Here is a 14,369-nt window from a genome sequence, read left to right as displayed (position 1 = left end):
CCAGCGATTTCCCCCCCTCGTCCGCACTTGAGAAGTTTTATCGTTTATCCTTGCAATGATTTGTTGCATATAGCGAGGAACACTTCGGATGATGATCCGCGATAACCGTCTCAAAACATCCCTTCTGCGCGGCCTGAGCCTCACCCTGCTCAGCCTGACCCTGCTCTCGCCCGCCGCCTATTCTGCCGACAAGATCGCCCTGACCTTGTACAACGGCCAACACAAGGAAGTCGGCGATGAACTCGCCAAAGCCTTTGAAGCCAAGACCGGCATTCACGTCAACGTGCGCAAAGGCAGCAGCAATCAGTTGGCCAGCCAGGTCGTCGAAGAAGGTGACCGCTCCCCCGCCGACGTGATCTATACCGAAGAATCGCCGCCGCTGAACAAACTCGGCGAGCAAGGCTTGCTGGCGAAGATCGATGCCAGCACCCTCGACGTGCTGCCCAAGGATTACGTCGGTCGTAATGGTGATTGGATGGGCGTGACTGCACGCACCCGCGTCGTGGCGTTCAATCCAAAACTGATTGCTGAAAAGGACCTGCCCAAATCCGTCCTGGATTTCGCCGGCCCCGAGTGGCAAGGCAAGGTTGGCTTCGTGCCCACCAGCGGTGCCTTCCAGGAACAAGCCGTGGCGATCATCAAACTGCACGGTCGCGAAGCCGCCGAAGAGTGGCTGACCGGCCTGCGCGCCTTCGGCAAGGTGTACAGCAACAATATGGTCGCCCTCAAGGCCGTTGAAAATGGCGAAGTGGCCACCGTGCTGGTGAACAACTATTACTGGTTTGCCCTGAAAAAGGAAAAAACCAACCTGGACTCCCAACTGCACTACTTCACCGATGGCGATGCTGGCGGCCTGATCACCGTATCCTCCGCTGCCGCACTGAAATCCAGCAAACACCCCAAAGAAGCTCAGCAACTGCTGGCATTCATGGCCAGTGAAGAAGGCCAGCGCGTGATCACCAACACCTCGGCCGAGTACCCGCTGCGCAAGGGCATGCAATCCAACCGTGGCCTCAAGCCCTTCAGCGAGCTGCAGCCGCCGAAAGTCACCCCAGCCGACCTTGGCAACGCCGAGGAAGCGCTGGAGCTGGAACGTGATGTTGGCTTGAACTGATGACCGCCTCGCTAACGGCCGGGGCATTCAGCCCACGGCGCAAACGGCCGTCGATCTGGCTGTTGCTGCCGGTACTGCTGCTAGTGGGCCTGAGCCTGCTGCCGCTGGCGTATGTCGGGCTCAAGGCCTGGCAAGCGGGCTGGGCAGAGGCGGTGCATCTGCTGTGGCGGCCTTATGTGTTTGGCCTGCTGCGCAACACCCTCGCGCTGATGGTCGGCGTGACCGTGACCTGTGGTGTGATCGGCCTGTCCCTGGCTTGGCTACTGGAACGCAGCAACCTGCCGGGACGAAGGATCTGGGGCGTAATCCTGTGCCTGCCGTTTGCGGTACCTGCGTTTGTCAGCAGCTTTACCTGGGTGTCCCTGAGCGCGAGCTTCGAAGGGCTCGGTGGCGCGATTCTGGTGATGAGTCTGTCCAAGTACCCGCTGGTATTTCTACCGGTGGCAGCAACCTTGCGCAACCTTGACCCGTCCCTGGAAGAGTCCGCGCGCACCCTGGGACTGAATCGCTGGGGCGTGTTCTTTCGCGTCACCTTACCGCTGCTATGGCCGTCGCTATTGGCCGGGGCACTCCTGATAGCCCTGCACATGCTGGTGGAGTTCGGGGCCTTGTCGATCATCGGCCTGCAGACCTTTACCACCGCGATCTACCAGCAATTCGAACTGGAATTCAGCAACGCCAATGCCGCGATGCTCTCGGCGGTGTTGCTGGTGATGTGCCTGACCTTGCTGTGGCTGGAGTTGCGCGTGCGTGGCAAAGGCCGACACGTGCGCATTGGCCAGGGCGCGGCGCGACATGCCGAGCAGGTCCGGCTGGGCAAGTGGGCACCATTGGGGCAGGTGTATTGCCTGGCGCTGGCGATCATTGGCAGCGGCATTCCACTGGGGATGCTCGGTTATTGGTTGGCCGTCGGATCTTCCGCCGCGTTTCCACTGGCTGAAATTGGCGAGGCGTTGCTCTCCTCACTTGCCTTGTCGCTGGGAGGCGCGGCGTTGTGCCTGGTACTGGCGGTGCCCGTAGGTTTGCTGGTGGTGCGCTACAAAGGCCAGTTGGCACTGTGGGCCGAACGCCTGCCTTACCTGCTACACGCCCTGCCCGGCCTGGTGATTGCACTGACACTGGTGTATTTCGCGCTGCATTACGTGCCCGCGCTGTACCAGACCTCGGCGTTGTTGCTGATCGCTTATGCGTTGCTGTTTTTGCCATTGGCCCAGGCGCCGATTCGTACGGCCTTGAACAAAGCGGCACCACAACTGGAGGAGGCGGCGCGCACGTTGGGCGCTTCGTCGTTCAGTGCGTTTTGCCGAGTGACGTTGCCGATTATCTTCCCGGCGTTAGGGGCGGCATTTGCGCTGGTGTTTCTGGATGCGATGAAGGAATTGACGGCGACTTTGCTTCTGAGCCCGACCGGGTTGAATACCTTGGCGACGGCCGTGTGGGCGCATACTTCGAATGTGGAGTTTGCGGCGGCGGCACCGTATGCAGCGTTGTTGATATTGGTGTCGGGGTTGCCGGTGTATCTACTTACGACTCGGATGTATCTGAGTCGCTGAGACCGCTATCGGGGGCAAGTCGAATCGTCGCACCGCCCCTCCCACATTTGAATGTGTTCGCAAATCAAGTGTGGGAGGGGGCTTGCTCCCGATGAGGCCGGTATGGACACCACTAAGCCCGGAACTGCCCCAGGCTCGCCTTCAACTGCGCCGCCAACCCATCCAGCACCTTGCCACTGGCCGTCGTCTCCACCACAGCCTGCGCCGCACGCTCGGCCTGGGCATGGATCACTTCCACCCGCCCACGCACCGCATGGGCGCCCTGAGCCTGGTGCTCAGCCGCACGCGTCGCCAGACCAATCGCGGCGTGCACCTGCTCCACCGACGCTTGTACTGTCTGCTGCAAACGCACACTGTCGCGCAACACCAGCAAGCCCTCATTGGCCTGGCGGCCAGCCTTGCCGATTGTTTCCACCGCCTCACGCGCGCCCTGTTGCAACGCCACGATATGCGCCTGGATGTCGCCTGTGGAGCTTTGGGTCTTGCTGGCCAGCGCACGCACTTCGTCCGCCACCACCGCAAAGCCACGTCCAGTCTCGCCCGCCCGCGCCGCTTCGATAGCCGCATTCAGGGCAAGCAAATTGGTTTGCTCGGCGATACCGTGGATCACGGTGAGCACGACTTCGATCTGCTCGCTTTGCTGCGCCAGCCGCTCAATTACCTGGGAGCCAGCCTGCACCTGCCCCGCCAACGCCTCGATCAAGCTGCCGACCTCAGCCGAGGTGCGCGAGTTCTCATCCGTGGCCTGGCGAATATCCACCACCTGCTGCAAGGCCGCTTGCATGGCGTGACTTTCGGCCTGGGCCTCGTCAGCCATTTGCGAAAGTGCGCGCAAGCTCTCTGCAACCTCGTCGCGCTGCAAACCCGCTGCCGCGTCGGCGCCCGCGTTACGCAATGTCATGGCGCCGATTTCCACACCGGTACGCTGGGCCACATCGCCCGCCTCACGCACGATGGGCTGCAACTTATCCACAAAGCGATTGACCGCCGAAGCCATATCACCGATTTCGTCCTTGCTGTTGATCTGCACACGCTTGGTGAGGTCGCCCTCGCCTGCCGCCAGGTCGTCCATGGCGGCAATAAGCAGCTTGAGACGATTGACCACGCGCCGGCCCAACACAACAGCGAGCAACAGCAATACGCCAAGCCCCACCAATGCCAGGCCCATGCCGATACGCCAACGCAGGGCGCCCGCCGCTTCTTGCACGGCGCTGGAGGTGTTTGCAGTCATTTGGGTGGCAGTTGCCTGTGCCGACTGCAGCCTGGCGCCCATGGCGCTGGCACTATCAGCCGCCGCCCCCTGGAGGCTATCGCCCACCAGTTGATCACCGCTGGCGATCAGCGCGGCAAAGCGCTTATCCAATGCTTGCAGGTCGGCCTCAACCGCGACGGTCGACACGCCCATGCGCACCTTGCCGATTTCCACACCATTTGGGCTGATGGAGGCTTCGACGTAGTACACCGACGGGTCTGTCTTGGCCGCGTTCAGCACTTTATCGAGGGCACGCTCACCCGCGCCCTTTGCCAGCAACGCCTGGTTGATCGGGTTATCACGGTTCAGATAACGCGTCAGGTGCTCACCCGCGGCGTCGTCATACACGACGAACAACACGTTGGGATTGCGTTGGGCACGCCGGGCAAATTCCGAGAGTGTTGGCACATCGCTGTCCCACATGGCGCGGGGCGCGACCGAGGCCAGCAACTGCGCCATGTCATTGGCGGAGTCCTTCAGGTCTTTTTCCAGGGTCGCACGCAGTTGCTTCTGCTCTTCCTGCAGACGCGTGGAAAGCCCGGCTGTCAGGCGCTGGCGCGTGCTGGAGGACAAGCTGTCGAGGCTGGACGTGACCTCCTTGCCGGCCTGGGCCAATTCGCCAGACAGTTTCTGACTATCGATGCCCAGACGATTACCCAAATCAGCTTCCAGCGCGGTCACGGTGCTCCGCGTCAGCGCGACGGCAACCAGCACTTGCACCAAAAGGGCGATACCAAGGGTAACGAACACCGGCCGCAACAGACGGCTTTGTAACAACGAGAGAACGGCAGACACTGGAAACCCCTCCACCACGGGTGCCACTAATTTGATAGCACCTCGAAAGGGGGAAACACAGCAAGGGTCGTGCCGTTTGCCAGGCAGAAACGACAAAGGGCTCCCGAAGGAGCCCTTTGCTTTTTACATCAACACTTTATTAAGCGAACGGGTGACGCAGAACGATGGTCTCGTTGCGGTCCGGGCCGGTCGAAATAATGTCGATCGGTGCACCGATCAGCTCTTCCACACGCTTGATGTAAGCGCGGGCGTTGGCTGGCAGTTCTTCCAGGGTCTTGGCGCCCACGGTCGATTCGGTCCAACCTGGCACTTCTTCGTACACAGGCTGCAGGCCCACGTAGCTGTCAGCGTCGGTCGGGGCAACGTCGTTGCCTTGCGCGTCTTTGTAGCCGACGCAGATGTTGATGGCTTCCAGGCCGTCGAGTACGTCCAGCTTGGTCAGGCAAATGCCCGAAATGCTGTTCACATCGATAGCGCGACGCAGGATAACGGCGTCGAACCAACCGCAACGACGAGCACGGCCAGTGGTGGCGCCGAATTCGTGACCCTGCTTGGCCAGGTGCGCGCCAACGTCGTCGAACAGCTCAGTCGGGAACGGACCCGAGCCTACACGGGTGGTGTAAGCCTTGGTGATGCCCAGGATGTAGTCCAGGAACATCGGACCAACGCCTGAACCTGTGGCAACGCCGCCAGCAGTGGTGTTGGAGCTGGTCACGTACGGGTAGGTGCCGTGGTCGATGTCCAGCAACGAGCCCTGGGCGCCTTCGAACATGATGTCTTTGCCGGCGCGACGCAGGTCGTGCAGCTCGGCGGTCACGTCCAGCATCAGCGGCTTGAGCAGCTCTGCGTATTCCTTGCACTCGGCCAGGGTCTTGTCGAACTCGATGGCAGGCTCTTTGTAGTAACCCACCAGCATGAAGTTGTGGTAATCCACCAGTTCACGCAGCTTGTCTTCAAAGCGCGGCATGTTGAGCAGGTCGCCCACACGCAGGCCACGACGCGCAACCTTGTCTTCATAGGCCGGACCGATGCCGCGACCGGTAGTGCCGATCTTCAGCTCGCCACGGGCCTTTTCACGGGCCTGGTCCAGTGCAACGTGGAAGGACAGGATCAGCGGGCAGGACGGGCTGATGCGCAGGCGCTCGCGCACCGGTACGCCTTTCTCTTCCAGCTTGGTGATCTCGCGCAGCAAGGCGTCAGGTGCAACTACCACGCCGTTGCCGATCAGGCACTGCACGCCTTCGCGCAGTACGCCCGACGGAATCAGGTGCAAGACGGTTTTTTCGCCATCGATGACCAGGGTGTGGCCAGCGTTGTGGCCACCCTGGTAGCGCACTACGGCGGCAGCATGTTCGGTCAGCAGATCAACGATCTTGCCTTTGCCCTCATCACCCCATTGGGTGCCCAGGACTACGACATTCTTACCCATAACACTTGTCCTCATTCGCGCAAACTTGGTGCCGGCGATGGCCGGCAGGAAAACTCAAGAAGCCAGTGGCGATACTTGCCAAAGCCCGTTCTGCTGAATCAATTGCCGGTCGCAGTCCGCTTCACGGGCGGCGGCCAATGGCTGCCCAGGCAAGGCCTGGACCACACGCTGACCCTCACTGCGTAACTGGCAAACCTGCTGCCAGAGCGCCGCGTCCGTACTGTCGGGCATCCAGATGCCACCAGACGGCAGCTCGACCTCAGCACGCCCCAGGGTCACCAGGGTTTTCAAATCGGTGGAAAAACCAGTGGCCGGACGCGCGCGACCGAAGTCGGCGCCGATATCGTCGTAACGACCACCTTGGGCGATGGCCTGGCCAACACCCGGGACAAATACCGCGAACACCACACCGGTGTGGTAGTGGTAGCCGCGCAACTCGCCCAGATCAAAATACAGCGGCAGCTGCGGGAACCGCGCCGACAAGCGTTCGGCAATCGCCAGCACGTCATCCAGTGCCGCCAATACCGGCGCCGGCGCATTGGCCAGGCGCTCACGCGCAGCCACCAGCACTTCACGACCACCGCACAGGTCCACCAGCGCACGCAGCATACCGGCCAGTTCAGCCGGCACACCCTCGGTCAGGGCGATCACTTCGTCGATCGCCTTGCGCTGCAGGGCATCGAACAACTGTTGCTCCACTTCACCGGACAAGCCGGCCGCACGGGCCAGACCACGATAGATACCGACGTGGCCCAGGTCCATGTGGACATCCGGCACGTCAGCCAGTTGCAGCATGGCCAGCATCAGGCTGATCACTTCAACGTCGCTGCTCGGGCTGGCATCGCCGTACAACTCGGCACCCAACTGGATCGGGCTGCGCGAAGACGACAAGGCTCGCGGTTGGGCATGCAACACGCTGCCGGCGTAGCACAGGCGGCTCGGACCTTCGCGGCGCAGGGTGTGCGCGTCGATGCGCGCCACTTGCGGCGTGATGTCGGCACGGAACCCCATTTGCCGGCCCGATTGCGGGTCGATCACCTTGAAGGTGCGCAGATCCAGGTCCTGGCCCGCGCCGGTCAGCAGGGATTCCAGGTACTCGATATGGGGAGTCACGACAAACTCGTAACCCCAGCTCTGGAACAGATCCAACACCTGGCGACGCGCTACTTCAATGCGCGCAGCTTCTGGTGGCAGTACTTCTTCGATGCCATCTGGCAGCAGCCAGCGGTCTACCGTTGCCATTACGCCATTCCCCTTTGATCCGGGCGGCCAGCCCTCGGCCGAGCCTTGAGTGAAGCAGAAAATACCCGCCTCCTGCATAAACCACGCGCAAGAGCGACGTGACGAACGGCCTGCAAACGGCCTCGTCGGGCACTTTCCTCGAAAAACCTGTCACGCCTGCCGAATCAAACATGCAGACGCAAAAAAGCCGGGAATTTCCCGGCTGCCGCATCATACACCCGTTTTCTGAAAGGATCACCCCGCCAGGCATTTTAGCCGCCCGACGGAGTGCCCCCTACAGAATCACAGGCCTGTTACTTGGACTTTTCCAGGTAGCGGAAGAAGTCGCTGCTTGGGTCCAGCACCAGTACGTCGGTTTTGTTCGCGAAGCTTTCACGGTAGGCACGCAGGCTACGGTAGAACGCGTAGAACTCCTGGTCCTGGCCGTAAGCCTTGGCGTAGATCGCCGCCGCTTGAGCATCACCATCACCGCGGGCCTCTTCAGACTCACGATAGGCTTCTGCAAGCAGGACTCGGCGCTGACGGTCAGCATCGGCGCGGATACCTTCAGCCAGCTCGTTACCCTTGGCACGGTGCTCACGAGCTTCACGCTCACGCTCGGTGCTCATACGTTCGAACACGCTGCGGTTCACTTCCTTGGGCAGGTCAATGGCCTTGACCCGGACATCGACGACTTCGATACCCAGCTCTTTTTCCGCCATGGTGTTCAGCGAACGGGTGATATCCGCCATCAGCGCATCACGTTCACCAGAAACCACCTCATGCAGGGTGCGCTTACCAAACTGGTCACGCAGGCCCGATTCCAGACGACGGGACAAACGCTCGTCGGCAATCTGCTTGAGGCCGGAGGTCGCGGTGTAGAAGCGCTCGGCATCCTTGACGCGCCACTTGGCGTAGGCGTCAACCATCACGGCTTTCTTTTCCAGGGTCAGGAAGCGCTGTGTCGGTGCATCCAGGGTCATCAGGCGGGCGTCGAACTTGCGCACCTGGTTGACGTAGGGGACTTTCACATGCAGGCCTGGCTGGACATCCGCCTGGACCACGCGACCGAATTGCAGCAGCACCGCACGCTCGGTCTGAGCCACGATGTAGAAGCAGTTCCAGGCAGCGATGACCACGACGACGCCCACAATCAGGGCGGTCAGCGATTTATTGCTCATCAACGACTCTCCCTGGTACGTGTTTGCTGTTGCAGCAAGTCAGCGGCCGCACGGGCGCTCGCTTCGTTGGCAGCGGCATTCGAACCGGTGGACGGTGCGCTGGTGCCGCTACGACCACTTTCGATCATCTTGTCCAGCGGCAGGTACAGCAGGTTGTTCTGCCCACCCTTGTTGCCGGTCACGAGAACCTTGCTGGTGTTGCTGAAAACTTCCTGCATGGTGTCCAGGTACAGACGCTCACGCGTGACTTCCGGCGCCTTGCGGTACTCGGCAACCAGCTTGGTAAAGCGATCTGCCTCACCCTTGGCGCGCGAGACCACTTCGTCGCGATAACCGTTGGCATCTTCAAGGATGCGCTGGGCCTGACCACGGGCTTCCGGCACAACGCCGTTGGCATAGGTTTCAGCCTGGTTGCGCGAACGCTGCTCGTCTTCACGGGCGCGGATCACATCGTCAAACGCTTCCTGCACTTCACGCGGTGCCGCGGCGCTCTGTACGTTCACCTGAGTGACAGTGATACCGGTGCGGTAGGTATCGAGGAACCGTTGCAGGCGCTCCTTGATTTCACTGGCCATCAATTCACGACCTTCGGTCAGCACCTGGTCCATGGCGGTGGAACCCACCACATGGCGCAGGGCACTTTCGGTTGCGTGTTGCAGGCTGATCTCCGGCTGATCAACGTTCAGCACGAAATCCTGCAGGTTGCTGATCTTGTACTGCACGGTCAGCGGCACTTCGACGATGTTCTCGTCTTCGGTCAGCATCTGGCCCTGCTTGGTGTACGCACGCTCACGCGTGACGTTTTCCATGTACTTCTTGTCGATCGGCGGGAAATAGATGTTCAGGCCCGGCCCGACAGTCTCGTAGTACTTGCCGAAGCGCAGCACCACGGCTTGCTCCTGCTCGTCCACCACGTAGACCGCGCTGTACAGCCATACGGCCGCGAGCACGACAAGACCCAGGCCCAGCAGGCCGTAGCCGCCGCCCTTGCTGGTGCGACCGCCGTCGTCACCGCCACGTTTTTTTCCACCACCGAACAACCCATTCAGGCTTTCCTGCAGCTTTCGGAAGGCCTCGTCGAGATCCGGTGGCCCCTTGCGGTCGCCATTATTGCGGCGCTTACCACCCCAAGGATCCTGATTATTCGAGTTGCCACCCGGCTCATTCCAAGCCATAGCGCTCTCCATCTGATAAAGCAAAGACGCACCCACGGCGCGCCGACCAATGCTACAGAATGCCTGCTACTGCGGCACAACCGCTTTCTCAGGCTTTTATTGCAAAGTGTGTTGTTCAATGAACTCCGCCGGCACAACACCCTCGCGACTGACCAGTCGATTGAGCTCCGAGCGTGGCAATCGAACGGCCAGCAAGCTGACACCTTCTTCGTCGTGTTCTTCTTTCTGTACCGCACCCAGTTCGAAAAACTGTGCCCGCAGTCGAGCAAAACGCTGCGGCAAGCGCAAGGTGCCGACAAACAAATCGCTGCCCAGCAGTTCGGCAATTGCTTGCTCAAGCAGGTCCAAACCACTGCCATCACGCGCCGACAGCCAGACCCGCTGGGGCTTGCCGTTTTCGTCACGCTGGATTTGTGGCTCAACACCTTCAAGCAAATCGAGTTTGTTATAGACCTCGAGGATCGGCAAGTCCTGGGCACCAATCTCGCCCAGCACCACCATGACCTGTTCAATCTGCAACATGCGATCCGGTTCGGCCGCATCGATCACGTGCAGCAGCAGGTCGGAATTGCTCGACTCTTCGAGCGTAGACCGAAATGCCTCGACCAGCTTGTGCGGCAAGTGACGAATGAAACCCACGGTATCGGCCAGGACAATCGGCCCCAGGTCGTCTATGTCCAGACGGCGCAAGGTCGGGTCGAGGGTGGCGAACAGTTGGTCGGCCGCGTACACGTCCGATTTCGTCACGTTGTTGAACAGCGTGGACTTGCCGGCGTTGGTATAGCCCACCAGGGACACGGTAGGGATATCCGCACGGGAACGGCCACGGCGCGATTGTTCGCGCTGGCTGCGGACTTTTTCCAGGCGGCCCTTGATCTGGCGCAGGCGAACCCGCAGCAGACGCCGGTCGGTTTCCAGCTGGGTTTCACCCGGACCGCGCATACCGATGCCGCCACCTTGACGCTCAAGGTGAGTCCAGCCGCGAACCAGGCGGGTGCTCATGTGATCAAGCTGAGCCAGTTCGACCTGGAGCTTGCCTTCATGGGTACGGGCGCGCTGGGCGAAAATATCGAGAATCAGGCCGGTACGGTCGATCACGCGACACTCGAAAACACGTTCGAGGTTACGTTCCTGACTGGGCGTGAGGGTGTGATTGAAGATCACCAGATCGGCTTCTTCAGCGTGAACCAGGTCGCGCAGTTCCTCGACCTTGCCGCTGCCGATCAGGTATTTGGCGGTTGGCCGATGACGCGGCACGTTAAAAAACGCAACGGTCTCGGCGCCGGCCGAATTTGCCAACTCCTGAAACTCCTGCGGATCTTCGCGCGCCTCAGGGTCCTGTCCATCCAAGTGAACGAGGATTACTCGCTCACCACCACCGTGGCGCTCAAAGAACAAAGGAGACTCCTATCAGGCGTTACCTGGCTCAGCGTCACCCTGTTCATCACCTGCTGCGCTAGGCAGACGGATTGGACGAACTGGAACGACTGTCGAGATAGCGTGTTTGTAGACCATCTGGCTGACGGTGTTTTTCAGCAGGATCACGAACTGGTCGAACGACTCGATCGTGCCTTGCAACTTGATACCGTTGACCAGATAGATGGAAACCCCAACTTTCTCTTTACGTAAAGTATTCAAGTAAGGGTCTTGTAGCGAATGCCCTTTTGACATGTGCCGCACTCCTTTAAGGATCAATAATAAAAAATCGGAAAATAGATAGCTTATGGCCGTCACACCCCCAAGGATAGACGGCAATTGCAAGGACTCAGCTCAATATGGAGACCGTTCCCAAGTATTTCAAGGCGCGTGACAGATTGTCGCTGTCCAGGCTGTCCAACCAGTGCAAATCGCTCCAGCTGCGCAGCCAGGTGAACTGGCGCTTCGCCAATTGGCGCGTGGCGATGATGCCGCGCTCCTGCATTTCGGCTGACGTCAGCTTGCCATCCAGATGATCCCAGACTTGGCGGTAGCCTACAGCACGTATCGAAGGCAGCCCGGCATGCAGGTCACCTCTTGAACGCAGTGCTACGACCTCGTCCACAAACCCCTGTTCCAACATAATTGTGAATCTTTGTGCAATTCGTTCATGCAGCACCTGGCGATTTGCCGGAGCGATGGCCAGATTCGCCACAGTATAGGGCAATTGTGACTGTCCAGATGCGCCTGCATCAGCACTTTGCGCACTTTGTTTGCGCCGATGTTCAGTCATGGTCTGGCCGCTGACACGCCAAACTTCCAGGGCACGGGTAAGGCGCTGGGGATCATTGGGGTGGATGCGCGCTGCGGACACGGGGTCCACCGCTGCCAACTGGTCGTGCAGGGCTTGCCAGCCAAGGCGTACAGCCTCTTCTTCGAGTTCGGCGCGCACCTGGGCATCGGCAGGCGGCATATCGGCCAGCCCCTCCTGCAATGCCTTGTAGTAGAGCATGGTGCCACCCACCAGCAGCGGGATATTGCCGCGCGCGGTGATCTCGGCCATGGCCGCCAGGGCATCGGTGCGAAAATCCGCAGCCGAATAGCTCTGCGCCGGGTCGATGATGTCGATCAATTTATGCGGATATTGGGCCAATAGCGCTTTGGACGGCTTGGCCGTGCCGATATCCATGTCCCGGTAAACCAGGGCAGAGTCGACACTGATCAACTCGCAGGGCAACACCTTGGTCAGCTCGATGGCCAGGTCCGTCTTGCCGGCGGCCGTGGGGCCCATCAGGAAGATCGCGGGGGGCAAGGCGCTCATCAACGGCCGCGCAAGAACAGTTTGTCCAGATCGTCCAGGCCCATTTGGGTCCAGGTCGGTCGGCCATGGTTGCATTGGCCGCTGCGCTCGGTGTTTTCCATGTCACGCAGCAGGCCGTTCATTTCCGGCAGGGCCAGGCGGCGATTGGCGCGGATGGCGCCGTGGCAGGCCATGGTGCCGAGCAATTCGTTGATATGCGCCTGGATACGGTCGCTGGTGCCGTATTCCATCAGGTCTGCCAGCACGTCGGCCACCAGGCGGTTGGCTTCGGCCTGCTTGAGCAGCGCGGGAATCTGACGGATCGCCAGGGTTTCCGGGCCCAGGCGTTGTAGCTCAAAACCCAGCTTCTGGAACACGCTGTGGTGTTCTTCGGCGCAATCGGCCTCGCGCTGGCTCACGGCCAGGGACTCCGGCACCAGCAGCGGCTGACCGCTGAGGCCTTCGCTGGCCATGGCGATCTTCAGGCGTTCGTACATGATCCGCTCATGGGCGGCATGCATGTCCACCAGCACCAGGCCATGGGCGTTTTCCGCAAGGATGTAGATGCCCTTGAGCTGCGCCAGGGCATAGCCCAGCGGCGGGATATCACCGCCGCCTTCCGGCAACGAGGGAGCAGCACCCGGCTCGGCACCCGGCAGCGGCGCGAAAAACTCCCGGTAAGCCGCCTGGGCCTCAGCCACCGGCACCGTCGATTGCGGACGCGGTGTGTATTGGTACTGGTAACCCGCACCGGCACCCGAGTTTGGCGCCGTGTAGGCTGGCTGCGACGGCGTCGATTGCAGCAGGTTGGCCGCCAGGCTCATTTCACCTTGCGGACCGAACTCACCGGCCTCAGGACCGCTCGGGCGCACCACCGCCGTGACAATCGGCGCTAACAGTTGATCATCCGGGCGCACATCGCCCAAGGCGCGGTGCAGCGTGCCATACAGGAAGTCATGCACCATGCGCCCGTCCCGGAAGCGTACTTCGTGCTTGGTCGGGTGCACGTTGACGTCGACCACCGACGGGTCGACCTCGAAGAACAGCACAAACGTGGGGTGCCGGCCGTTGAACAGCACGTCGCGATAAGCCTGGCGCACCGCGTGGGCTACCAGCTTGTCGCGAACCGCACGGCCATTCACAAAGAAGTACTGCAAGTCGGCCTGGCTACGGGAGAACGTCGGCAACCCCACCCAACCCCACAACCTCAGGCCATTGCGCTCGATTTCAATCGGCAGCGCCTGCTCCAGGAAACCGCTGCCGCACACGGCTGCCACACGTCGTGCGCGGGCGGCGTCGTCGTTGGCTTCGTGCAGACTGAGGATGGTCTTGCCGTTGTGGCGCAGGTGAAACGCCACATCGAAACGGGCCAGGGCCAGGCGCTTGATGACTTCTTGCAGGTGATCGAATTCGGTTTTCTCGGCCTTGAGGAATTTGCGCCGCGCCGGGGTGTTGAAGAACAGGTCGCGCACCTCCACCGAAGTGCCCACCGGGTGTGCAGCCGGCTGGACCCGAGGCGCCATGTCGCGGCCTTCGGTTTCCACTTGCCAGGCTTGCTCGGCGTCGCGGGTGCGGGAGGTCAGGGTCAGGCGCGCCACGGAACTGATGGAGGCCAGGGCTTCACCGCGAAAACCCAGGCTCATGACCCGCTCAAGGTCTTCCAGATCACGGATCTTGCTGGTGGCGTGACGGGCCAGAGCCAGCGGCAGATCATCGGAGGAGATGCCGCTGCCGTCATCACGTACCCGCAGCAACTTGACGCCGCCCTGCTCCACGTCGACATCGATGCGCCTGGCACCAGAGTCGATGCTGTTTTCCAGCAGCTCCTTGATCACCGACGCAGGGCGCTCGACGACCTCACCCGCAGCAATCTGGTTAGCCAGGCGCGGGCTGAGCAATTCGATGCGCGAGCCGCTGTTCAACAAGGATTCGC

At 61.0% G+C, this 14,369-nt stretch carries 11 protein-coding genes; 2 read left to right on the top strand and 9 right to left on the bottom strand.

Going from position 1 to position 14,369, the window contains the following annotated elements; translation table 11 throughout:
- Window positions 1-88: 88 nt before the first annotated feature.
- Together E4P00_RS06550 and E4P00_RS06545 are read left to right on the top strand one after the other, a co-directional pair.
- The gene (locus E4P00_RS06550) at window positions 89-1,114 is read left to right on the top strand and encodes an iron ABC transporter substrate-binding protein (protein WP_032878194.1); all 1,026 of its coding nucleotides are present in this window, start codon (window positions 89-91) and stop codon (window positions 1,112-1,114) included.
- Window positions 1,114-2,667 carry an iron ABC transporter permease gene (locus tag E4P00_RS06545; RefSeq protein ID WP_032878196.1) on the top strand — a complete coding sequence of 518 codons (1,554 nt, stop codon included), beginning with the start codon at window positions 1,114-1,116 and terminating at the stop codon, window positions 2,665-2,667. Before E4P00_RS06550 ends, E4P00_RS06545 begins: the two co-directional genes overlap by 1 nt.
- Window positions 2,668-2,779: 112 nt before the next feature.
- Here the strand turns inward: E4P00_RS06545 and E4P00_RS06540 are convergent, their stop codons facing one another.
- From E4P00_RS06540 to mutL, 9 genes are all read right to left on the bottom strand, one after another.
- The gene (locus E4P00_RS06540; RefSeq protein WP_103733909.1) at window positions 2,780-4,714 is read right to left on the bottom strand and encodes a methyl-accepting chemotaxis protein; all 1,935 of its coding nucleotides are present in this window, start codon (window positions 4,712-4,714) and stop codon (window positions 2,780-2,782) included.
- Between the two features lie 139 nt (window positions 4,715-4,853).
- On the bottom strand, window positions 4,854-6,143 hold the full coding sequence (locus E4P00_RS06535; RefSeq protein ID WP_005784238.1) for an adenylosuccinate synthase: 1,290 nt from the start codon (window positions 6,141-6,143) through the stop codon (window positions 4,854-4,856).
- Between the two features lie 54 nt (window positions 6,144-6,197).
- Entirely contained in the window at window positions 6,198-7,385 is a 1,188-nt protein-coding gene (locus tag E4P00_RS06530) for an ATP phosphoribosyltransferase regulatory subunit (RefSeq protein ID WP_032878199.1), read from the bottom strand.
- A 293-nt stretch (window positions 7,386-7,678) separates the two neighbouring features.
- Entirely contained in the window at window positions 7,679-8,545 is an 867-nt protein-coding gene (hflC, locus tag E4P00_RS06525) for a protease modulator HflC (RefSeq protein ID WP_003188064.1), read from the bottom strand.
- Complete coding sequence (hflK, locus tag E4P00_RS06520) at window positions 8,545-9,720, bottom strand: FtsH protease activity modulator HflK (RefSeq protein WP_005784234.1); 1,176 nt, start codon at window positions 9,718-9,720, stop codon at window positions 8,545-8,547. The genes hflC and hflK overlap by 1 nt, the downstream gene beginning before the upstream one ends.
- A gap of 96 nt (window positions 9,721-9,816) precedes the next feature.
- Complete coding sequence (gene hflX / locus E4P00_RS06515; RefSeq protein WP_032878202.1) at window positions 9,817-11,118, bottom strand: ribosome rescue GTPase HflX; 1,302 nt, start codon at window positions 11,116-11,118, stop codon at window positions 9,817-9,819.
- A gap of 12 nt (window positions 11,119-11,130) precedes the next feature.
- Complete coding sequence (gene hfq / locus E4P00_RS06510; protein ID WP_003188059.1) at window positions 11,131-11,391, bottom strand: RNA chaperone Hfq; 261 nt, start codon at window positions 11,389-11,391, stop codon at window positions 11,131-11,133.
- Between the two features lie 94 nt (window positions 11,392-11,485).
- A complete protein-coding gene (miaA, locus tag E4P00_RS06505; RefSeq protein ID WP_078820143.1) occupies window positions 11,486-12,457 on the bottom strand; it encodes a tRNA (adenosine(37)-N6)-dimethylallyltransferase MiaA in 972 nt (323 codons plus the stop codon).
- The gene (gene mutL / locus E4P00_RS06500) at window positions 12,457-14,358 is read right to left on the bottom strand and encodes a DNA mismatch repair endonuclease MutL (RefSeq protein ID WP_248131187.1); all 1,902 of its coding nucleotides are present in this window, start codon (window positions 14,356-14,358) and stop codon (window positions 12,457-12,459) included. Before mutL ends, miaA begins: the two co-directional genes overlap by 1 nt.
- Between the last annotated feature and the right edge of the window lie 11 nt (window positions 14,359-14,369).

Origin of the sequence: Pseudomonas sp. B329 (assembly GCF_023127835.1) — a bacterium.
Classification (GTDB): Bacteria; Pseudomonadota; Gammaproteobacteria; order Pseudomonadales; family Pseudomonadaceae; genus Aquipseudomonas; species Aquipseudomonas synxantha_A.
This window is presented reverse-complemented; position numbering and strand designations above follow the sequence as displayed.

Excerpts from the sequence above, each read along its gene's own strand:
- E4P00_RS06535 (WP_005784238.1), bottom strand. The coding sequence starts at position 6,143 with ATGGGTAAGAATGTCGTAGTCCTGGGCACCCAATGGGGTGATGAGGGC.
- hflK (WP_005784234.1), bottom strand. The coding sequence starts at position 9,720 with ATGGCTTGGAATGAGCCGGGTGGCAACTCGAATAATCAGGATCCTTGG.
- hflC (WP_003188064.1), bottom strand. The coding sequence starts at position 8,545 with ATGAGCAATAAATCGCTGACCGCCCTGATTGTGGGCGTCGTCGTGGTC.
- E4P00_RS06530 (WP_032878199.1), bottom strand. The coding sequence starts at position 7,385 with ATGGCAACGGTAGACCGCTGGCTGCTGCCAGATGGCATCGAAGAAGTA.
- E4P00_RS06550 (WP_032878194.1), top strand. The coding sequence starts at position 89 with ATGATGATCCGCGATAACCGTCTCAAAACATCCCTTCTGCGCGGCCTG.
- E4P00_RS06545 (WP_032878196.1), top strand. The coding sequence starts at position 1,114 with ATGACCGCCTCGCTAACGGCCGGGGCATTCAGCCCACGGCGCAAACGG.
- hfq (WP_003188059.1), bottom strand. The coding sequence starts at position 11,391 with ATGTCAAAAGGGCATTCGCTACAAGACCCTTACTTGAATACTTTACGT.
- miaA (WP_078820143.1), bottom strand. The coding sequence starts at position 12,457 with ATGAGCGCCTTGCCCCCCGCGATCTTCCTGATGGGCCCCACGGCCGCC.